The following is a 21878-nucleotide window of genomic DNA, read 5'->3' on the forward strand; positions in this document are numbered from 1 at the left end:
TCGGCATCGGCGTCGGGGGACTGCGGCAAACCCCGACCGACGGCTCGCGTGAACGCCAGCCCAGTTCCCCCACCCCAGCCCCAAGCGCAAACCCCTTGCATGAAGGCCCGCCCCGGGTACACTCGCGCAAACGCCAAGAACCACAGGGGAGGCCGCCAGGCATGGCCGGAACACCGCGGGTCTTCATCAGCTACAGCCACGACTCGGACCACCACCGGGCGCGGGTCCTCGCGCTCTCCGAACGCCTGCGCGAGGACGGCATCCCGACCGACCTGGACCGCTACGTCAACGGCACCCCACCCGAGGGCTGGCCGCGCTGGATGCTCGATCGGCTGGACGAGGCCGACCGGGTCATCCTGGTCTGCACCCGGACCTATTACCGCCGCTTCCGCGGCCACGAGGAGCCGGGCAAGGGCAAGGGCGTCGACTGGGAGGGCGCCGTCGTCACCCAGGCGATGTATGACGCCCGCAGCCGCACCACGCGCTTCATCCCGGTCTTGTTCGACCCGGCGGACGAGCCCTGCATCCCCGAACCGGTCCGCGGCCAGAGCTTCTATCGCCTGGACTCGGAACCGGGCTATCTGGCCCTGTACGACGCGCTGCTCGAACAGGCCGGCGTCGAGCCCGCGCCGCTCGGCCCGCCCAGGCGCCGGCCGCGCGACCAGGCCCAGCCGCTGCGCTTCGCGGACCCGGGCGGCACGGCCCCGGCGCCCCGGATCGACCTCTCCAAACTCCCCGCCGGCGCCCCGGACTTCCTCGGCCGCGGGCCTGAGCTTGCCCTGCTCGACGCCGCCTGGTCCGGCGACCAGTCCGGCGCGGACCTGCAGATCCTCACCCTGATCGCCCCCGGCGGGGTCGGCAAGACCGCGCTCGTCAAGCGCTGGCTGGACCGGCTGCGCGCCGACGGCTGGCGCGGGGCGGAACTGGTCTTCGGCTGGAGCTTCTACAGCCAGGGGACCGGTGAGGACCGCCAGGCCTCGGACGACCTGTTCCTGAGCGAGGCGCTCACCTGGTTCGGGGTCGCGCACGACCCGGCCGCCTCGCCCTGGGACAAGGGTCGACTCCTGGCCCAGGCGGTGGCCGCGCGGCGCACCCTGCTGGTGCTCGACGGCTGCGAGCCGCTGCAATACCCGCCCGGACCGCTCGCCGGGCAACTGCGCACCCCCGGGCTCAAGGTGCTGCTCACCCAACTCGCCGGCGCCGGCCAACCGGGGCTGACGCTCCTGACCAGCCGCGAGGCCGTCGCAGACCTCGCCGAATACGCCCGCGGACCCGAAAACCCGCGGGGCCCGGTCCTGACCCACGACCTGGGAAACCTGAGCGACCGCGACGGCGCCCAGTTGCTGCACCGGGTGGGCTGCGTCCGGGCCGGGGCCGCCGCCATCGGGCCGGACGACGCGGAGCTGTGCGCCGCCAGCCGCGAGGTCCGCGGTCATGCGCTGACGCTCAGCCTGCTCGGGCGCTATCTGGCGGAGGCGGAAGGGGGCGATTGCCGACGGCGCGATACCGTGGACCTGATGACGGCGAACGACGGCGCGGGCGGGCATGTCGCGCGGGTCCTGGCCGCCTATGAACAGTGGCTTGGTCGCGCGGGCGACACCGTTGAACTGGCCGCGCTGCGGTTGCTCGGGCTCTTCGACCGGCCGGCCGCGGCCGGGTGCATCCGCGCCCTGCGGGAGGCGCCGCCCATCCCCGGGCTCACCGAGCCCTTGCTGGACCTGACTCAGGCCCGGTGGAACCAGGCCCTGAGCCGGCTCGCCGCGTGCGGTCTCATAGAGCGCCCTGGGCCGAGCGGAACCGGAGACGGTAGCCCGGATGCAGCGCAGCGGAATCCGGGGGCGACCTCTCAGATACCCGCGGCATCAGCGGATTCCCGCGGGGACCTGGATTCCGCTGCGCTCCATCCAGGCTACGCCTTGCGCTCAGTCCCGGCCACCGGCACCCCCGGGCTGGCCGGGTCCGGCGCGCTTGACGCCCACCCGCTGGTGCGCGAGTACCTGGGCAGGCGCCTGCGCGAGGCGCACCCCGACGCCTCGCGCGAGGGCCACCGGCGACTCTACGAATACCTGAAGTCCAGCGTCCCCTGGTGCCCGGACGGGATGACCGGGCTCCAGCCGCTCTACCAGGCGGTCGCGCACGGGTGTCTGGCGGGGTTGCAGCAGCAGGCGTGCAAAGAGGTCTATTTTGACCGCATCGGCCGCGGCGCCGAATTCTATTCAACCAACAAACTTGGTGCATTCGGCGCCGAGTTGGGCGCGGTCGCCTGCTTCTTCGACGAGCCCTGGCGGCGGGTCTCCGGCGCCTTGACCGAGCCCGACCGGGCCTGGCTGCTCAACCAGGCCGCCTTCCGCCTGCGCGCGCTGGGCCGGCTGACAGAGGCGTTGGAGCCGATGCGGGCGGGGCTGGAGATGCACGTCGAGCAGAAGAACTGGAAGAACGCCGCTGCCAGTGCGAACAACCTCAGCGAACTGGACCTGACCCTGGGCCTGGTGTCGGACGCGCTAGCGGACGCCGGGCGGTCGGTGGAGTACGCCGACCGCAGCGGCGATGCCTTCTTGCGCATGACGATGCGCACCACCCTGGCGGATGCGCTGCACCAGCAGGGCGAGCGGGGGCCGGCACTCGGGCGCTTCCGCGAGGCCGAGACCATGCAGGCGGAGCGTCAGCCCCAATACCCGCTGCTCTACTCGCTCCAGGGCTACCAGTATTGTGACCTGCTGCTGGCCGGACCCGAGCGCGCCGCCTGGCGAGCCTTGCTCGCCCTGTGGGAGCGGCTTCAGCCGCGACGCGAGGCCGCGGCAACCGGCGAGGCCCAATCGCGGCCGGAGGCCGCGCCCACAGGGCCTCGGCGTGACCTTGGCGGTCAGGGGTCGGCCGGGTCCGTCGATTGGGCTGAGGAACGAAGCCCAACAAACACCCCCGCGGACGTAAGCGCCCCGTTGGGCTTCGTTCCTCAGCCCAACCTGCGGGCTCAGCCAATCGACGGGCAGAGTGCGACGCGGTGGCAAAGCGGGCGGGGCAGACGCTCGATTGGTGTCTAAACCACTTCACCAATGCCAATCTGCTCTCGGCGGCCCTCGACCACCTCACCCTCGGCCGCGCCGCCCTGTTCCTGGCCCTGCTGGACCCCGCCGGTCCGACCTGGCCCGCGCTCGACCGGGCCGCCCGCGACCTCACCGCCGCGGTCGACGGCCTCCGCGCCGCCAGCCAGCAGCAATACATCCCGCTGGGCCTCCTCCCCCGCGCCCTTCTCCACACCCTGCTGCAATCCCCCGCCGCCGCCCGCGCCGACCTGGACGAGGCCGAGCAGATCGCCTCCCGCGGCGGCATGAACCTCTTGCTGGCCGACTGCCACCTGCACCGCGCCCGCCTCCTGCGCGACCGCGCCGAGCTGGCCCGCGCCCGCGCACTGATCGAGCACTGCGGCTACCGGCGCCGCCGCGAGGAACTGGAAGACGCCGAAACCGCCGCCCCGGGCTGGTCGTGACCTAAGGATGGGCAGAGCGGGAGCGATGCCCATCACCACAGGGCACTGAACTGGTGCGCCCACCCTCGGTGGAGCCGCTGAAACCGCGGACTTGCACTACGTTGATGCGCGTCGCCCCATGGCATACCATGCCGCACCCGCGTGGTGCGCAGCGGTCCGGGCGACCGGCCGCCCGCGTCCGGCGGGTCCGGCGTGCGAGGGCCCCGGTCGGCCGCGTGGCGGCCGCATCGCGGTCTCGCAACGATCCCGTTCCCGGGGATCAGGCCCCGCGCCAGGCGGCCAGGCCGTTGCGCGTGCGGCGCAGGCCGTGCCGACGGGCGCGGGCGCGTTCCTCTCCACCACGACATGCGCGCAATGAGGCAGAACGATGTACGAAGCACCCAAGCAGAACGATGCCCTGGGCACGACCAATCGGGGCAATCCCTGCGAATCCGGCCTCTGTACCCTGTGCAGCAGCGAGTGCAAGGGCAAGTGTGAGACCTGGCTCTCCTCGCTCTTAGGCCGCAAGCTCCTCTACCCGCGCGACTTCGGTCAGACCACCGCCGGGTCCGCGAATGGCGGCGCCGAGGGGGTCGGCTATTACTCGCTGCGTATTCAGGGCTACGCCTATGGCGCCAAGGGTCTGACCGAGCGGCTGTCCACCTCGGCCGACGATCGGATCTTTCCGAACGTCGATATCAGCACCACGTTCGGGCGCGACGTCAAGACCACCTGCCGGCTGCCGATCATGACCGGCGCCCTGGGTTCCACCTTCATCGCCGCCAAGTATTGGGACGCCTTTGCCGTCGGCGCCGCCCTGTGCGGCTTCCCGATCGTCATCGGGGAGAACGTGGTGGGCGTCGACAAGGCGGCGGTCATCGACAATGGCCGCGTCACCTCCTCCCCGGAGCTGGACCGCCGGATCGATATCTTCAAGCGCTATTATGACGGCTACGGCGCCATCATCATCCAGATGAATGTGGAGGACACGCACAATGGCGTGGCCGAATATCTCATCGACAAGTATGGCGACGACCTCATCATCGAACTGAAGTGGGGCCAGGGCGCCAAGTGCATCGGCGGTGAGATCCAGGTGAGCGATATCGACTATGCCTGCTTCCTCAAGGCGCGCGGCTATCTGGTGGACCCGGACCCGACGGACCCGGCCGTGCGGACCGCCTTCCAGCGCGGGGCCATCACCAGCTTCGCCCGCCACAGCCGGCTCGGCGCCACCGATCTGAGCTCGGCCGCCCAGGTGCGCGAGTCCTTCATGGACGAGGTGGCACGGCTGCGCGCCCTGGGGTTCCGGCGGATCTCGCTCAAGACCGGCTCCTACGGGATGGAGGCCCTGGCCATGGCGATCCGCTTCGCCGCCGATGCCCGGCTCGATCTGCTGACCATCGACGGCTCCGGCGGCGGGACCGGCATGAGCCCCTGGAATATGATGGATCACTGGGGCGTGCCCTCGCTGCCGCTGCACGCCAAGGCCCGCGACTACTGCGAAATCCTGCGCGCACGCGGCATCACCCCGCCGGATATCTCGCTGGCGGGCGGCCTGGCACGCGAGGACCACGTGTTCAAGGCCCTGGCCCTGGGGGCGCCCTTTACCCGCCTGGTGTGCATGGGCCGGGCGCCGATGATCCCGGGCTTCCTGGGCAGCAACATCGAGGGCGTGCTGCGGCCGGAGCGCCGGGCCGCGGTCAACGGCAACTGGGACACGCTGCCCGCCACGGTCAAGAGCATCGGTGAGACCCCGGAGTCGATCTTCGCCGGCTGGGAGGCCGTGCGCAGCAAGGTGGGCGAGGCGGAGATGGCCCGGGTGCCGTTCGGCGCCGTGGCGATGTACGGCTATGCCGACAAGCTCGCCTGCGGGCTTCAGCAATTCATGGCCGGGGCGCGTAAGTTCTCGCTCGACGAGATCTCCCGGGAGGACCTGATGTCAGCCAATCACGAGACCGCGCAGGTCACCGGGATACCCCATATGATCGAGGCCCAGGAGGAACAGGCGATGGCGGTTCTGAACGCCTGAGCCGCCACCCCGGGCGCCGGGCCCGGCGCCCGTCACGGGCGCCGGGGTGGGGCACGCCTCGCCCCTGACCCTGACCCTGACCCTGGCCCCGGCCGTCCTCTTGGTTACGAGCCGGCCAACACGAAGATCTTCCGTGCAGCATCGATCGCCTGGCTGAGCTGCCAACTCCCCTTTAGAGCCGGACTGCGGTCCAGCTTCTCCAGCTACGCATCCACCGCGGCGGGGGTCTGCCCGGCCAGGCACCGGTCGGGATGGGGCGCGCTGTACTGCTCGGCGCGGCGCACCATCCAACGGTCGAAGGGGCCTTCACGCTTGAATCGCTGACCATTTCTGTGTGGCGGCGCCGGCAGGAGCCAACTTTCTCCTCGTAGCTTGACCGGTTGTAGGGTATGTACTAAGCTGCGTGAGGACCTGCGGGGGCCAGCAGGTGGGCGCCGATCCTGACAGTGCGGAAACTGGACAGGATCTGTCGGTTATACTCTAAATTGAAATTATTTGAGATTTTCTAATGCGCTGAAACTTTAAAGAAAACAGGGTCTTCATTTCGCTTTTGCATTGAGCGTTCGCATCGCTCAAGCAGTTTGATATTGCGCTCTTGAATTTCGGAAAATCCTCGTAATATTTTGAATAAAGTGCTTTTTTCTTTACGTATCTCCATAATCTTTCGATCAGATTAAGATTTGGTGAGTAGGGAGGTAGATAAAGCAGATCGATTTTCAGCTCTTGTGCAAGCTCAGCCACAATGCGACATTTTTGGTATTTTGCATTATCTAAAATCAGTGTGATGGCTTCGCCAATGTGACATGCAGCAATCTTACGTAGGAGCGCGCAAACACTGATCGCGTCAATATATGTATCATTGGTGACCGTGACGATATCATGGGTCACAGCATTCAGGGCACCCAAGACATTAAATCGCTTACGGCCAGCAGGCGCTTTGATAAATAGGCGCGTAAATGACCACAGGAAACCCAAAAATGGAGCAAGTACAAAATGGGCGGCATCAACGAAATAGACGTGACGATTCCCGGCTATCGCCTCATTCAGAATTGGTTGTAACTTGTTGTTTATAAATGCTTCCTGTTCGTCGGGATCACCTTTTGCTGGAACCATCCCGACTTTTCTCCGATACATGCCGATAGAAAGCAAGAAGGTGCGAACGCTACCGAGACTACGCTTGATACCGGTTAGTTTTTCAATTTCAGAAGCGGTCTCCTTTAAGCTGCCAGGCGGATGTTCAGAAAAATGTTTCTTTAGGAGATAACGGTGGTCTTGTAATTCGCTTTGAGGGCGATACGGTCGCCGCTTCATAACTTTGTCGAGCCCACCATCTATATAGCTACGAATCGTGGTTATAATCGTATTTCCAGAAGCACTGCTAAGCCGAGCGATTTCATGATTAGAATATCCAAGTGACTTATACCAAAGAATACTCATGCGCTTGCGAATTACCGGAGATGAATCGTAGAGACGAGCCTTCTCAATGATATCCTTATCTCGATTAGGGAACTCGCAATTGTACATGTCATGGCTCCATAAGAATTCAAAGATTGGGAGGGGCTACCTCCCTAGCTTGCTCGGGCAGCAGGGAAAATGCTATTTATAATACCGCAACCTATGCCTATAGCAAGTATACCCCAACAGCCTGACGTCGCCGTTCGTCCAAGATAAGGCGTAAGCCTCATAAAGAGCCCGAATACGAATCGGGTATGAACCGAAAGTCAACCGGGGTGATATTCCATGCTGAAGAAGCTATTGTTCTATGTCAATGCCGGCATTGTGCTGATGCTGGCGTCATCGAGTGCTTTTGCACTGACTTGCCAGATCAGTTTTCAATTATCCGGCGGTGGCAGCGGCGTCGTCACTTACTCCGTGGCAACACCAACCTGTGAATTGCCGACATCCTATATCAGCACGCTCGCTGGTTTCACTGCAACATTCACCGTCGGTTCGACAACATGGACGCAAGCGCAACTGACTGCGAAGTACGGGCCCGCGCCGTTTGGTAGTCTGTACTTCAGTGGAGCCCCCAATGATGTATACTGGGATGACCCTGACAATGGCAGTGGCGATACTGATATTGCAATATTCACCAACGGAGCAAACGTCCTGACCTTCGATGAGGGTGACTTGGGTTCGCGCGTTTACCGAGTCAATGGACAAGCTGGTACCTATACCGCCCAGCTTGCACAGCAACAGAGCCCGGGAGTTGCCGCGGCAATCCCGACCTTATCGCAGTGGGCACTGGTACTGATGGGGTTGCTGGTGGGGAGTCTGGCTTGGCGCCAGTTGCAACGCAATGGACGAACGCCGCCATTCAGCTGACCCCGGTCAGAGGGCACGAGCAATTTGCTCGTGCCCGAACACGCTGGTCGTCATGCCGCGCGGCGCTGGGCCGTTACAGGCGCCCCGTCGGTTCTCTTCAGAAGGAAAAGGGGTCCGGAAAAGAGGGTCAGTACCTGACCCGGCGTTTCCTTCTTTCAATAGCGGGCGTTATTAATTGTTCCGGCGATGTCTTTCACCGCACCCAATCCCCGCGAGGGTGGACGCAACCCCTATGTTCCAGCGCGCTGGCCTCAGCGATGAGCACAGCCGGCCGCGTCGGCATATAAGCAGCCACTAATAAAGACCGCCGATTAGTGTTTCCGATATGGTGTTTGGCTGTCGGCGGACCTTTGACCACGCGGCCAAAACCAATCAGAGCCAGCATCTCTGGGCTCAGACCATCGTCACCGTCGGCCTGCCGCAGGTGATTCATGGCCGGTGGATCTGCCTGCCCTTGGCCTTCGCCTTCTATTTATTACGCCGCTTGACGCGAGGTCCGCGCTGCATGCGGGTGCGCGGCGTAGCACTGACCTTTGAGACCAAGTTTGCCCAAGGGGTCGCCCTGATCCGGGGGCTGACCGCCGTTCTCCCCCTGGTCCCAATCCTCGTGGTCTGCGATAGTTGGTTTGGTAGCAATGGGTTACTCCCTTTCTTGGCTACATTTGCAGACTGCCCAACAAACTCGTGGAACATCGCCATGCGCCGAGTCGTCTTCAATCAGAAAGGGGGGGTGGGCAAGTCGACCATCGCCTGCAACCTCGCCGCCATCAGCGCCGTGCGGGGGCGGCGGACACTCCTGGTCGACCTGGACCCGCAGGCCAACGCCTCGCGCTATCTGCTGGGCAAGGCGCTGGACACGCAGGCGAAGACGCTCGCCCACTTTTTCGACGATATCCTGGGCTACCGGATCTTCGGCGCCCGGCCGGTCGAGTATGTGGTGCCGACGCCCTTTCCCAACCTGAGCGTGCTGCCGTCCGATCCGCGGCTGGAGGAACTGCAGGTCAAGCTGGAATCGCGCTACAAGATGTACAAGCTGCGCGAGGCGCTCGATACGCTCAAGGACTTCGATGAGGTCTTCATCGATACGCCGCCGGCGCTCAATTTCTTCACCCGCTCGGCGCTCATTTGCGCCGACACCTGTCTGATCCCCTTTGACTGCGATGATTTCTCGCGCCGCGCACTGGTGACGCTGATGGACAGCGTGCGCGAGATCCAGGCCGATCACAATCGCGCCCTGCGGGTCGAGGGTATCGTGGTCAACCAGTATCAGGCGCGCGCCAACCTGCCGTTGCGCCTGGTCGATGAATTGCGTGCCGAGGGGCTGCCGGTACTGGACGCCTTTCTGTCGGCCTCGATCAAGATCCGTGAATCACACACCCAGGCCTTGCCGATGATCCATCTGGATCCCCGGCACAAGCTCAGCCGGGAATTCGAGGCACTGTACGATCTGCTGACCGCCTGAGCCCGGGGCCGGCGCCCATTAGTAGCGACTCAATAATCAAAAACAACCCAATCGTTGTCGTTGTCGTTGTCGTTGTCGTAACCGAATAAGCGCTGCAATTTGGCGTGCGAGAGAATCCGCGGCGCTACGATAACCTCGATTACGACAACGACAACGACAACGACAACGGCGCCGAAGGCACTTCCTAACGGACTTGTTTCACTTATTAATGAATCGTTCCTAAACGAGGCATTCCCATGCGCAATGTACCTGATCCCAACATCGTCGTGCGCATCGCGCAGACCCTGCGCCGCGCCCGCCGCCTGCTGTTCATCACCGGCGCCGGCATCTCGGCCGACTCCGGCCTGCCGACCTATCGCGGTATCGGCGGCTTGTACAACAACCAATTGACCGCGGAGCAGGTGCCGATCGAGACCGCGCTGTCCGGGGCGATGCTGGCGGCCAATCCGGCCATCACCTGGAAATATCTGCATCAGATCGAGGAGAGCTGCCGCGGGGCCCAGTTCAACGACGCCCATGCCATCATCGCGCAGTGGCAGGAGCAGTTCGAGGTCTGGGTGCTGAGCCAGAACATCGACGGCTTCCACCGCGCCGCCGGCAGCCGCAATCTGATCGAGATCCACGGCGATATTCACGACCTGTTCTGCACCCGCTGCGACTATGAGACCAGCGTGCCGGATTATGCCGGGCTCAGGCTGCCGCCGACCTGCCCGCGCTGTCATGCGCCGGTGCGCCCGCGGGTGGTGCTGTTCGGCGAGAACCTGCCGCCCGCGGCGATTGCGCAGTTGTATCGGGAACTGGAGCGGGGCTTCGATCTGGTGTTCAGCATCGGCACGACCAGCGTCTTCCCCTACATCGCGGGACCGGTCGTGCAGGCAAGCCGGCGGGGCGTCCCGACCGTGGAGATCAATCCCGCCGACACGACCGTCACCGACGTCGTCGACTACAAGCTCGCCGCGGGCGCGGCGGTCAGTCTGCGGGCGATTCACGAGGCGTATCTCAAGGCCGCGTCCCGGTAAACCCAAATAAGAGCAGTTTAGCCGCAAATGAACGCAAATTGACGCAAATAATCAGAGACGTGGCCTTTACTGTATGTTCACTGTCCGGGTGACGCCCGCGACGATGCTAACCAGCAGATTTATTTGCGCTTATTTGCGTTCATTTGCGGCCAAATACTCTTTCTGGGGTAGAGGGCCCGCCGGCCGCGTCCAAGTCAGACCGGATCAACAGGGCGTTCCCGGACCGACCGGATCCAGGATGACGGTCAGCACCCCCGGCCCCTGACCGGGACGGTGGGCCAGGGCGCGGACCCAGGGCAGGCGCAGACGTGCCGCGAGCAGGGGCGGCAGCGGATGGATGGCGGCGGCGGGCAGTCGCACCCGGGTGACCGGCTCCTGGACCCGGATGCGCAAGGTCCCGTCCGGCCCCGCGACCAGCAACAGGCGCATCAGGCCCGGCGCCGCGGCGGGTAGTCCCAGCAGGTCGCCGATCGACGGCTGGCACGGGTCCCGGTCCGCCTCCAGCGCCTGCACCCGGTCGCGCGGCAGCGCCAGTTCGAGGGTGCCCCAGCGGAACAGGACCAACTCCAGCGCGCCTTGCGGGCTCATGGTCCGTCGCGCCAAACCGTGAACAGGCGCTCCAGGTCCAGGGCCAGGACCGCGCGGGCGCGGTGTTGGAAGACCCCGGTGACGAGCCCCGGCAGGCGTCCGGGAAGGTCGGGGGGCGGGGCCAGGATGGCGTCGGGGGCAAGGTCGAGCACATCGTCCACCGCATCCACCCGCAGGCCGCTCTGCATCGCGGCGGCGCGCCCGAGCAGGATCGCGTTGCGGCGGGTGACGGGTCCGGGTGCGGTCTCCAGCAGTTCGTCGAGCCGCAGCACCGACCAGATGGTGCCGCGGACCTCGATCACCCCTTCCAGGGCCGGCGGACAGCCCGGGACGAAATGGATGGGCGGCGTCTGCAGGATCTCGAGCACCTGCCGACCGGGTAAGGCGAAGGGTCGCTCACCGATGCAGAAGACGACCCACTGCGCGGTGACGGCGGCGACGGCGACACCTGCCCCCCCGTCATGGGTGCGTTGGTCGAGGATGGCGTCCAAGGTCGCGGCTGGGGTGGGCGGATCTGCGGGGAGGGGCGGGCCGGGCTGGTGCGCGGCGCTCCCCGGCTGCGCGGCGTTCCCGGTGTCCCCGGTGTCAGCGCCCATCCGCACCCTCCCGCCCACCCGGCGCGAAATCCGCGGCGGTGGCGAGCTCGACCCGGTCGCGCCCGCCCCGCTTGGCCCGGTACAGCGCGAGATCCGCCGCCTCGACCAGGGTGTCGGCACCGGCAAAGCGGGGAAAGGCGGCCACCCCGGCGCTGAAGGTGCAGGTGAAGGTGGCGTCCCCGGCGTAGAACAAGACCTCGGCGAAGCTCGTGCGCAGGGCATCGAGGATGACCCGGGCCTGGTGCTCGTCGACCCCGGGCAGGACCACCGCGAACTCCTCCCCGCCGTAGCGCCCGACCACGTCGGACTCGCGCAGGCGCATCCGCAGGCCCCGGCTGAGCGCCATCAGGACCTGATCGCCGGCCGGATGGCCGTAGGTGTCGTTGACCCGCTTGAAGCGGTCCACGTCGATCATGGCAAAGCACATGGGGCGCCCGTCGCGCCGGGCGTTGGCCACGCCCAGCTCCAGGAACTGCATGATCGTGTTGTGATTGAATAGCCCCGTGAGCCCGTCACGCACCATCAAGGCGTGCAGGGTGCGCATCCGCTCGGCCCGCAGGCTGACCTCGGCGACCAGCCGGCGCGGCTCCACCGGCTTGGTCAGGAAGCCGTCCGCACCGACCTCCAGGGCCTTGAACTGGCGCTCCCGATCGGTCTCGGAGGACAGGAAGATGATGGGCAGACTCACATGCCCCGGCATCTGGCGCAGCACCCGCGCCAGCTCGGGCCCGGAGCACTCCGGCATATACATGTCCATCAGCACCAGGTCCGCATTGAACCCCTTGAGCAGGGTGACGACCTGCGCGGGGTCGGTGGCAACGGCCGTGGTCATGCCCGCCTCCTCCAGGATCAGGGCGTGCAGGGAGGCGATGTTCGGCTCGTCGTCGACGACCAGGACGTGGAAGGGGGTCGCCAGCTCCCGATTGGTCAGGGTGTCCAGAAACTCGACCATCTCGGTGGTCTTGACCGGCTTGGTGCAGTAGGCGCTGCCGCCGGCCTTGACCGCCTGCAGGCGCGCCTGGAAGTCGTCCCGACAGGAGATATAGAGGCTCGGGATGGACTGCCCGGTCGCGGCGCTCAGGGCCGCGAGTGCCGCGGGACCGGCGTGCTCGCCCTCGGGGAACATGACATCCATGATGATCGCGGCGGGCGGGTGCGCGCGCACCGCCGCGCGCATCTGCTCCAGGCTGGTCAGGGCCGTGACCGGGTAGCCGAAGCACGCCAGTTGGGCGCACAACTGCTGGGCCAGATCGCCGTCGTCGTCGCACAGATAGACCAGCTTGTCCCGCCGCTGGGTGCCCGGCTCGGCTGCCCCGTCCGTGGTCGGCCGCGGCGCCTGGGCCGCGGCCCCCGGGGCCGGCGCGAGCGGCGCCGACAGCGGCTCGAAGCTGAAGTGCTCGGCCTGATCAGCGGGAGCCGCGGGTCCGAGCGCCAGCGCCTCCAGACGCTCCAGGACCGCGGCCAGGGCCGCGCTGAGCCCCGGCGGGGGCGGGGCGTCGGCGGTCAGGGTGGCTTGGAGCAGATCATCGCCCTCCCGTGCCAACTCGCTGATCGCCGTCAGACCGAAGGAGGCGGCGCTGCCCTTGACGGTGTGCAGCGCCAGGTGCAACTGCACCAGGCCCGCCCGGTCCCCGGCGTCGGTCGGCGGCGCCGTCAACAGGGCGCGCGCGGCGTGCAGGCGCTGGGGCAACTGCTCCAGGAAGGCGGCTCGCAGCCGGGCCTTGCGCGCCTTGAAGGTTTCCGGTGGGACTGGTGCCATGGTCGTCGAATCGCCGCTTGAGTGCTGGGGAACGGTTCACTGATAAATTAAACAAGTCCATTAGGGAATGCTTGTTGCGCCATTGTCGTCGTTGTCGTTGTCGTTGTCGTAATCGTAATCGGAGAACCGATGCCATTTGGCGTGCGAGAGAATCCGGGCCGCTACGATAACCTCGATTACGACAACGACCACGACCACGACCACGACCACGTTTGCATTGTGTTTAACCCGTTTCTGACTCTTTACCAGGTCTACACGCCGCGCCGCGCCAGCCCCTCCACCAGGGCGGGGAGCGACTCCTCCAGTGCCTCGTCCTTCATCAGCACCGCGCAGAGCCCCGGCGTCCGGGCCGCGATGGGCGCGGGGTCGTCCCCGGTCAGGAGGATGAAGGGCTGCATGTGACCGCGCTCGCGCAGTTCCCCGAACAGGTCTAGGCCGCTGATCAGGGGCATATTGAGATCCGAGATCACCAGCGTAATCCCGGCGTCCGCGGCCAGTCGCTCCAGGGCCTCAAGTCCGTTCTCGACCCAGCGGCAGGCGTGGCCCAGGTCCTCGAGCAGGGCCGCGACCAACTCGCCGGCCAGCGGATCATCATCGACGATCAGTATGTTCAAGGGCTGGCCCTCGGGTGTCTGGCGCGGTCGGGGCGAGCCCGACGGTTGGGTGAAGGTTTCCGCGGCCCCGCGGTCGGCTGTCACGCCCTTTCAGGGCTAAGAGTATTCCTGGGCACCACCCAGGGCGTTGCCCTGGGCTGGTATATGTGACCCCGTTGGGGTCAATTCTCCCGCCCAGACGCCTGGGTTTCGTGCGCCGGGAATACCTGCTATCGCGGCGACCCTCAAGCCCCGAAGGGGCGCGACATACCAGCCCAGGGCAACGCCCTGGGTGGTTTGTTGTCAAGGATACTAGCCCTGAAGGGGCGTGACATCGCCAGGCCGTGGTGGCTGGCTGAGTTTCGGCGCTAATCACCTTTCCTCCAATCAGGGTTGTTTTCAAATGGTATCGGAGATTTGATCTTCGCGGTACTGGGCTTCGGTTCACTCCTGTTCACCCAGGAGGTTGCGCAGGGTGTCGAGCAGGCCGGCCTGGTCGAAGTCACCCTTGACGATATAGGCGTCGGCGCCGACCTCGATCCCGCGGCGCTTATCTTGCTCCGTTTCCCGCGAGGTAATGATGACGATCGGCGTGGTCTGATAGTGCGGGTTGGTGCGCAGCCGGGCGGTGAGCGCAAAGCCGTCCAGGCCGGGCATCTCCACATCGGTCAACACCGCGTCGAAGCGCCCGCCCAGGGCCTTCTGCCAGCCGGCGAGCCCGTCCTCGGCCGTGGTGACGCGATAGCCATAGGCCTCGAGCACCTCCTTGACGATCTCGCGGGTATTGAGCGAGTCGTCCACCACCAGGACCTGCCAGGGCGCGGCCCGCTCCGCATGGGTGCGCGCGCGGGCCGCCCCCGCGGCGGCCGCCGCGCCGCGGGCACGCCGCGCCGCGTCCAGGAGGCCCGCGGCCTGCAACACACTCACCAGTGTATCGTCGTCGGTGACCACGAGCCCGGCGACCAGGCCGGTACCCGACCCGGCCCCGCGCAGGTGTTCGGGCAGCGGCTTGATCACCATCGCGCGCTCGTCGACCAGGCGCTCGACCAGGAGACCGAGCTTGGCCTGGCGCACCCCGATCACCACGGCCAGGGCGGCGGCCCCGGTGACCCGTTGGTGGTCCGGTCCCGCCGGGCGCGGCGCCAGCCCCAGCAGTTCCGCCAGGGGGATCAGCGGCACGAACTCGTTGCGCAGCACCAGGGCCGGCCGCCCGGCCAGGGTCACGGTGTCATCCGCACCCACCCGGATCAGCTCCACCACATGCTGGGCGGCCAGACCGAAGCGCTGACCGCCGCTCTCGAACAGGAGCACGCGCATCACCGCGAGCGATAGCGGGAGCCTGAAGGTGAAACTGGTGCCCGCGCCCGGGCGGCTGACCAGCGAGACGGTGCCGTGCAGGTCCGCGCCGATGGTCCGGCGGATCACGTCCATGCCGACCCCCCGTCCGGACAGGTCGGTGATGATTTCACTGGTGCTCAGGCCCGGGGCGTAGATCAGCTCCCAGACCTGATCGTCGGTCAGGGCTGCCGCCCGGGCCGGGTCGATCAGGCCCTTGGCGAGCGCCCGGGCGATGATGCGCTCGCGGTTCAGGCCGCGCCCGTCGTCGCTCACCTCGACCTCCACCCCGCCGCCGGCATGACGCGCCGCGATGCGCACCTGTCCGAGCGGCGGCTTGCCGGCGGCCCGGCGCCCGGCCGGGTCCTCAAGGGCGTGGTCGACGGCGTTGCGCAGCACCTGCACCAGGGCCTCGCCCAGGCCCTCGATGACCTGCCGGTCGAGTTCGATCTCACCGCCCTGGACCTCGCACCGAACCTCCTTGGCCGCGGCGCGTGCCAGTTCCCGGACCATCCGCGTGGCGGGCTCGAAGACCGTGGTCAGCGGCAACATGCGCAGCTTGAGCGCCCGCTCGTTGAGCCCGGCGGCGAGTTGCTCCTGGGCCAGCAGGTCGTCGCGCAGGCCGCGGACCAGGTGATGCAGGGCCTGGGCCTGGGTTTCGGCCTGGGTCTCGGCCGGGGTCTCGGCCGGGGTCTCATCAGGCCGCCCCACCGCCGCGGGGGTCCCGGCGGACGCGAGCGCCTGGGCCGTCCGGTCCAGGGCCTGGGCCTGGGCGAGGCGCCGCCGCTGTCTGGCCTGGACCCGGTTCACCTCCCCGATCAGGCGGATCAGCTCATCGAGCCGGGCCAGCGGCACCCGCACGCTCTCGCGGGCACGCGGGCGATCAACGGGGGCGGCCGCCGCCGGTTGCGCCGGCCGCGCGGGCGCTTGAGTTGGCGACGGCTGGGTCGGTGCCGGAGTGGGCGCCGGCGCGGCTGCCGGTGTCTCGGCCGCGTCCGTCGGCGCAACTGCACCCGCCGCCGCCCTGGCCAGGGCCGCACACAGGGCTGGGTCCGCCGGCGGGTCACCGCCGTCGGCCGCGACCCGATCGAGCTGCGCGGCGATGGCGTCCACCCCTTGCAACAGCAGGCCGATGCCGGCGGGCTCCGGGCGGTATTGGCCGGAGCGCAGCGCCCCGAGCAGGTCCTCCATCCGGTGGGCCGTCTCGCAGATGCCGGAGAGCTTGAGCATCCGCGCCGAGCCCTTGATGGTGTGGGCGGAGCGAAAGAGCGCGTTCACCGCCTCCGGGTCGTCCGGCGCCCCCTCCAGCGCGGCGAGCCCGGTCTCCAGCCGGGTCAGATGATCGCGCGCCTCGCCGCAGAAGCGGTCGATGAACTTGCGCAGGTCCAGGGCCATGGCGGGCCTGCCTCAAGTCGGCTCGCCGAGCCGCGCCAGGCGCGCCCGGCACAGGTGCCGCAGGTCGGCGACGGGCAGGGCGGCGGGCAGAGGGCCGGTCTGATCCGCTGTCGGACCCGCCTCCCCCAAGAGCCGCAGCGCGATCCGGTACTCGCGGCGGGCGGCCTCGGGATGGCCGTCGGCGGCGCGACACTGGGCCAGTTCGAGATGGGCCGGCCAGTGGTCCGGACGGGCATAGATGGCCCGGCGCAGGTGGGCGACGGCCTCCCCCAGGTCGCCCTGGGCGCGGGCGATGCGCCCGAGCAGCACCAGTGCATCCACCGACCAGGCATCCAGGGCCAACACCCGCCGCGCCGCCGCCGCCGCCCCCTCCTGGTCGCCGCCTTCGAGCAGGAGTTGGGCCAGCAGCCGCAGGTGCAGGGGGAGCGCCCGCGGCGCGGCACACAGCGGGGCCAGGACCTCCAGGGCGGCGGCGAAGCGCTCGGCCCGGGCCAGGGCCAGGGCCTGACGGTAGGACTCCTCGTGGTCAGAGCGGTGCGCCTCCCGGCGTGCCTCGTCGAGGATCGGCGCGGGGACGCCGGCGGCCTGGGGCAGGGTATCGCGGGCGGGACCCGGGTCGGCGGGAAGCGGCACCATCGCGGGCGCCGGGGGCGCGACGGGGGGCGGACAGCGGTCCGCGGTGCCGGGACCCGCGGTCGGCAGCGTCGGCGGGGGCGGGGGCGAGGCCTCCGCGGCTGCGTTGGCGAAGTACCAGACCCCCTCCCGCTCACAGAGGGCGAAGATCCCGAAGCCGTTGGCCAGGGTCTCGGCCAGGCCGACGATCAGGTAGCCGCCCGGTCGCAACAGGGTGCGCAGTCGGCGCAGCACCGCCGCGCGGGTGGCCGCGTCGAAATAGATCGAGAGGTTGCGATAAAAGATCAGGTCCTGGCCGTGCAAGGCGTCCGGATAGGGGTCGGCCACCAGGTTCAAGGGGCGAAAGGCGACCCCCTGGCGGATGGGTTCGGTGACCTGGTGGGTGCCGTCGGGCGCCGGGGTGAACCAGCGTGCCTTAAGGTCTGGGTCCAGGGCGCGTAAGGCGTAGGGCCGATAGCGGCCGGCGCGGGCGCTGGCGATGGCCTGGGGGTCCAGATCGACGGCCTCGATGCGGAACAGCCGTGCCGCCGATGCCGCGTAGCGCTCGCGCAAGGCGATGGCGATGGAGTAGGGCTCCTCCCCGGTCGCGCAGCCCGCCGAGAGGATGCGCACCGGTACCCCCGCGGCGCGCCCGCGCAGCAGCAGCGGGGCCAGGTGCCCGGTGAGCAGGCGCAGGTGTTGGGGCTCGCGATAGAAATAGGTCTCCTTGATGGTCAAGAGACCGGCCAGGGCTGTAAGCTCGGTCGCGTCGGTGTGCAGCTGTGCCAGATAGGCGGGGCCGGCGTCCATCCCCAGCGCCGTCATCCGCTGTTGCACCGCCCGCTGCAATCGGGCCTCGTCCTGGCCCTCCAAGCGCAGCCCCAGCCGCACCTGGAGCAGCCCGCGGGCGGCCTCCAGGTTCACGCCTCGAGCCCCAGGTCGCGACCGGCGGCGACCCCGGGTCCGGCCGCGACCAGTCGCACCAGTTCCGCGGCGATCGCGTGCAGCGGCAGCACCCGCGCCACGGCGCCGCTTGCGATCGCCTCGCGGTTCATCCCGAAGACCACCGAACTGCCCTCGTCCTGGGCGATGGTGGTGCCGCCGGCGGCGGCGATGGCGGCGATGCCGCGGGCGCCGTCGCGGCCCATGCCGGTCAAGATGACACCGATCGCCCGGCGGCCGACCACCGCGGCCACCGAACACAGGAGCCGGTCGCAACTCGGGTGGTAGAGATCGCTCGCGGCGCACGGGGAGAGGCGCAGACGGCGCCCCGGCAGCAGGTCCAGATGGGTGGCGGAGTCGGCCAGATAGACCCGGCCCGGCAGCAGGACCTCGTCATCGCGGGCGAGGCCGACCGGGAGCCGGCACAGGGTCGTCAGCCAGGCCGCCATGCCGGCGGCGAAGCCGTCGCAGATGTGTTGGGCGATCAGCACCGGGGCCGCGAGCCCCGCGGGCAGGGCCGGCAGCAAGGCCGCCAGGGCCGCCGGCCCGCCGGTGGAGGCGGCGATGGCAATCACGGCGCCGTCCGGCGGGGTCGGCGCGCGGCCCGGGTCCGGCGGCCGGGCGGGGGGGACGGTGGGCGCGCCGAGGGTCCGCGCGGCCGGGCCGCCGGTCTCGCCGCGGGCGCGCAGATGCCGGATCACCGGGACCCCGGACAGGAGATAGAGCCGATCGGTAAAGGCGGCCCCATCGGTCAGGCCGGGCTTGTAGGTCGCGTCCAGGGCGCCGCCGGCCACGGCGGCCATCGCATGGGCGGCATCCGCGCAGTCGGAGACCACCAGGATGCGGGTCGCGCACTGGTCCATGATCTCGGCGATGGCCCCCAACCCATCGAGCACCGGCATGCTGAGATCCATGGTGATGAGCGCGGGCCGCAGCCGCTGTGCCTGTTCCACGGCCGCCCGGCCGTCCGCCGCCTCGCCGCAGACCGTCAGGCGCGGGTCGTCCTCGATCAGGGCGCGGATCAGGTCCCGGGCGGTGGCGCTGTCGTCCACCACCAGGACCCGGACCGGCGCCGGCACCGGGGGCAGACTCATGGCGAAGCCGCCGCCTGAGCATTCGGCTGGCCCGGCGGCTCGGTGTGCGCCGGCGCCAGCGTGAAGAGGCCCATGCGCTCATCGAGCGCGGCGGCGAGCCGCGCCATCTCGGCGGCGATGTCGGCGATGCGCCGCACCGAGGCGGCGGTGTCGGCGCTGGCCGCGACGATCTCGCGCAGGGCCATCACGACCTGGTTGCTGGCGGTGCGCTGTTGCTGGCTGGAGAGGCTGATCTGCTGCGCCGCACGGGTGGTCTCGCCGGCCCCGTCCACCATGGTGTCGAGCAGCCGCGCCGTCGCGGCGGACTCCTGCATCCCCTGCTCGATCCCCGCGGTGCCCTTCTCGGAGGTCACCACCAGGCGGCTGATGGACTCCTGGGTCTCGGCGACCTTGCGGGCGATCTCCCCGGTCGACTCGCTCACCGAGTCGGCCAGGCGCCGGATCTCGGTCGCGACCACCCCGAAGCGCCGCCCGGCCTCACCGGCGGAGACGGCCTCCAGGGCGGCGTTGAAGGCGATCAGCCGGGTCTGATCCGCCACCGTATCGATGATCTCCATCACCCGGGAGATCTCCTTGGACTTGCGGCCCAGGTCGAGGATCTCGTTTAAGGCCCGCTGGCTGTCCCCGCCGATGTCCGCCATCCGGGTCACCAGCCGCTGCATCGCCTGGGCGCCCTCGCGGCTGCTGTCGAAGGTGCGCCCCGCCACCCCCACCACCGACTCCGAATACTCGGCGATCTGGCTCGAGGAGGCGGACAACTCCTCCATGGTCGAGGTGATTTCGGCCACCGATGCCGACATCTGGGTCGAGTTGGCCGCCTGCCCGTCGACCGCCTGCGCGATGTCCTCGGCCGCCCGGTGGACCGCGCCGGCCTGGGTCTCGACCTCGGTCACCAGCACCTGCAGGCGGCGGCGCATCTCGTTGGCAGCCCGCGCCAGCCCCGCCAACTCGTCGTGCCCGTCCTGCGGGACATCACGGCTCAGGTCGCCCGCCGCTACGCGCTCCACCCCCGCGGCCAGGCCGCGGATGCGCCGGCTGAGCGGGCGCGCGGTCAACTGCGCAATCGCCAGGCTCAGGAGCAGCGCCAGACCCCCGATCAGCCAGGCCTCGCGGGTGGCGGCGCGCACCGCCGCCTGGTAGGTCGAACTGTCCTTGGCCACCTCCACCACCCCCAACGGGGCGCCCGAGTAGTCCCGGATGACGGCGGCATAGACGGCCAGCGGTCGGCCGTCCTGTTGCATCTGTTCAAACTGGGGTGTGCCGGCCAGGGCCGCCCGCAGCGTCGCCGCGTCGAGAAGCGGCCGCTTGCCGAGGGTCCCGGCAAAGGTCTCGAAGGCCTCGTTGCGCAGCACATGCAGGCCGGCATCCACCCCGAAGCGCGCCTTGAAGGCGTCGAAGAAGGGTTGGCCGAAGGACATCCCGAACTCGACCACGCCCAGGTGCCGGTCGGCCTCGCCGAGCGGCACCATGCCGCGCACCCCGAGCCCCGCAACCCCGACCTCCAGACCCTCCTGGGGCTTGCGGGTCCGGTTGGCATCCACCACCGAGTGGCGGATCGCGGACAGGTCGTCGCCGAACTTCTCGGGCAGGTGCAGGCGCAGGAAGGAGGTGGCCGGCGGGGTGTGGAACTGGAACTGCACCGCCCCGTAGTCCTTCGCCAGGACCTGATAGGCCGGCAGCAGCGTCGCCTGCAGCCAGGCCCGGTCGCCTGCCGCGAAGCGCTGCCGCACCTCCGGGAGGTTGGCTACCAGCGCGCTCAGGGTCTCCGCCAGCCGCGCCTGCCCCGCCACCGCCGCCGTCAGGCTTTCCATCGACTGGTGCAACTCCGCCCGCTCCGCCTCGCGCACCACCGCCCGCAGCCCGAGCAGACTCGCGTAACTCAGGCCCCCGATCGCCAGCAGGATCGCGAGCCCCATGCCCAGCATGATGTTGGCCCAGAGGTGCAGGTTCTTGAACATCGTGGCAGCCTTGGTTCGGGGGGACCCGGTAAGTCTAAGCGATCCGCGCCCGCCGGGCATGGGGAGCGGCGACATCGGGTACGCCTCCCCGGTCCGGGCCGCGTCGGCGGCGACCGGGCTTCAGGCCCGGCTGTCGGCGCTCGCGGGCTCACAGGGCCAACGCCAGCACCACCGCGTCCTCCCGCCCGTTGCGCGCGGGGTAGTAGCCGCGGCGGGTGCCGATCTCACAGAAGCCCTCGGCGGCATAGAGCCCGCGGGCGCCCTGGTTCGAGACCCGCACCTCCAGGAAGGCGGTGTCGGCGCCGCGCCGCCTGGCGAGCCCCAGGAGCCGCCGCAGCAGCCGCCGCCCGTAGCCCAGGCCCTGTAAGTGCGGATGGACGCAGAGATTGAGTATGTGGCACTCGTCGGCCCCCACGGACATGACGCCATGGGCGACCACCACCCGGCCCAGCTCCGCGACCCAGCAGTTGTAGCCCACCCGCAGACATTCCACGAAGACCTCCTCCTGCCATGGGAACTCGTAGTTGGCCCGCTCGCACGCCATCACCGCGTCCAGATCGGGGGCTTGCATGGGACGCAGGTGCAGGGTTGGGTCCACGGCGGCGTTCATCCTGGGAAGGCCTGTTGACAGGCCAATAAGCCATTGTTTTCAATCTGATCAACGGCGGTGGGCGAGTGGCCCGCCGGGTGTCTGGAAGAGCGCGG

General features: G+C 68.4%; 16 protein-coding genes. 6 read left to right on the forward strand and 10 right to left on the reverse strand.

What is annotated here, in order from left to right; all coding sequences use genetic code 11:
* The first annotated feature begins 161 nt into the window (after window positions 1-161).
* From THSYN_RS04310 to THSYN_RS04320, 3 genes are all read left to right on the forward strand, one after another.
* Complete coding sequence (locus tag THSYN_RS04310) at window positions 162-3041, forward strand: toll/interleukin-1 receptor domain-containing protein (protein WP_100918055.1); 2880 nt, start codon at window positions 162-164, stop codon at window positions 3039-3041.
* Entirely contained in the window at window positions 3002-3487 is a 486-nt protein-coding gene (locus THSYN_RS04315; RefSeq protein WP_100918056.1) for a hypothetical protein, read from the forward strand. Before THSYN_RS04310 ends, THSYN_RS04315 begins: the two co-directional genes overlap by 40 nt.
* Before the next feature lie 367 nt (window positions 3488-3854).
* Window positions 3855-5495: a glutamate synthase-related protein gene (locus THSYN_RS04320; RefSeq protein ID WP_100918057.1), complete on the forward strand. Its 1641-nt coding sequence runs from the start codon at window positions 3855-3857 to the stop codon at window positions 5493-5495.
* A gap of 480 nt (window positions 5496-5975) precedes the next feature.
* Here the strand turns inward: THSYN_RS04320 and THSYN_RS04325 are convergent, their stop codons facing one another.
* The gene (locus THSYN_RS04325) at window positions 5976-7019 is read right to left on the reverse strand and encodes an IS630 family transposase (protein WP_100917916.1); all 1044 of its coding nucleotides are present in this window, start codon (window positions 7017-7019) and stop codon (window positions 5976-5978) included.
* Between the two features lie 216 nt (window positions 7020-7235).
* On the opposite strand from THSYN_RS04325, the gene THSYN_RS04330 reads away from it, so the two are divergent.
* From THSYN_RS04330 to THSYN_RS04340, 3 genes are all read left to right on the forward strand, one after another.
* Window positions 7236-7820 carry an IPTL-CTERM sorting domain-containing protein gene (locus THSYN_RS04330; RefSeq protein ID WP_100918058.1) on the forward strand — a complete coding sequence of 195 codons (585 nt, stop codon included), beginning with the start codon at window positions 7236-7238 and terminating at the stop codon, window positions 7818-7820.
* A 697-nt stretch (window positions 7821-8517) separates the two neighbouring features.
* Window positions 8518-9282 (forward strand): ParA family protein, encoded by a 765-nt coding sequence (locus THSYN_RS04335; RefSeq protein ID WP_100922293.1) that lies wholly within the window; start codon window positions 8518-8520, stop codon window positions 9280-9282.
* A gap of 236 nt (window positions 9283-9518) precedes the next feature.
* Window positions 9519-10301: an SIR2 family NAD-dependent protein deacylase gene (locus THSYN_RS04340; RefSeq protein ID WP_100918059.1), complete on the forward strand. Its 783-nt coding sequence runs from the start codon at window positions 9519-9521 to the stop codon at window positions 10299-10301.
* A 204-nt stretch (window positions 10302-10505) separates the two neighbouring features.
* Here the strand turns inward: THSYN_RS04340 and THSYN_RS04345 are convergent, their stop codons facing one another.
* The 9 genes from THSYN_RS04345 to rimI form a co-directional block, all read right to left on the reverse strand.
* Window positions 10506-10889, reverse strand: a complete 384-nt coding sequence (locus tag THSYN_RS04345; protein WP_100918060.1) for a hypothetical protein — start codon at window positions 10887-10889, stop codon at window positions 10506-10508.
* Window positions 10886-11485, reverse strand: a complete 600-nt coding sequence (locus THSYN_RS04350; RefSeq protein WP_100918061.1) for a chemotaxis protein CheW — start codon at window positions 11483-11485, stop codon at window positions 10886-10888. Before THSYN_RS04350 ends, THSYN_RS04345 begins: the two co-directional genes overlap by 4 nt.
* Complete coding sequence (locus tag THSYN_RS04355; protein ID WP_100918062.1) at window positions 11475-13244, reverse strand: diguanylate cyclase; 1770 nt, start codon at window positions 13242-13244, stop codon at window positions 11475-11477. Before THSYN_RS04355 ends, THSYN_RS04350 begins: the two co-directional genes overlap by 11 nt.
* A gap of 251 nt (window positions 13245-13495) precedes the next feature.
* On the reverse strand, window positions 13496-13858 hold the full coding sequence (locus THSYN_RS04360) for a response regulator (protein WP_100922294.1): 363 nt from the start codon (window positions 13856-13858) through the stop codon (window positions 13496-13498).
* A 423-nt stretch (window positions 13859-14281) separates the two neighbouring features.
* Window positions 14282-16567, reverse strand: coding sequence for a hybrid sensor histidine kinase/response regulator (locus THSYN_RS04365; protein ID WP_100918063.1), 2286 nt, complete (start codon window positions 16565-16567; stop codon window positions 14282-14284).
* Between the two features lie 12 nt (window positions 16568-16579).
* Complete coding sequence (locus tag THSYN_RS04370; RefSeq protein WP_100918064.1) at window positions 16580-18103, reverse strand: CheR family methyltransferase; 1524 nt, start codon at window positions 18101-18103, stop codon at window positions 16580-16582.
* Window positions 18100-19215, reverse strand: a complete 1116-nt coding sequence (gene cheB / locus THSYN_RS04375) for a chemotaxis-specific protein-glutamate methyltransferase CheB (protein ID WP_100918065.1) — start codon at window positions 19213-19215, stop codon at window positions 18100-18102. Before cheB ends, THSYN_RS04370 begins: the two co-directional genes overlap by 4 nt.
* Window positions 19212-21173 (reverse strand): methyl-accepting chemotaxis protein, encoded by a 1962-nt coding sequence (locus THSYN_RS04380; RefSeq protein WP_100918066.1) that lies wholly within the window; start codon window positions 21171-21173, stop codon window positions 19212-19214. The genes cheB and THSYN_RS04380 overlap by 4 nt, the downstream gene beginning before the upstream one ends.
* Window positions 21174-21321: 148 nt before the next feature.
* Entirely contained in the window at window positions 21322-21783 is a 462-nt protein-coding gene (gene rimI, locus THSYN_RS04385) for a ribosomal protein S18-alanine N-acetyltransferase (protein WP_100918067.1), read from the reverse strand.
* Between the last annotated feature and the right edge of the window lie 95 nt (window positions 21784-21878).

Source organism: Candidatus Thiodictyon syntrophicum, from assembly GCF_002813775.1.
GTDB classification, from domain to species: domain Bacteria; phylum Pseudomonadota; class Gammaproteobacteria; order Chromatiales; family Chromatiaceae; genus Thiodictyon; species Thiodictyon syntrophicum.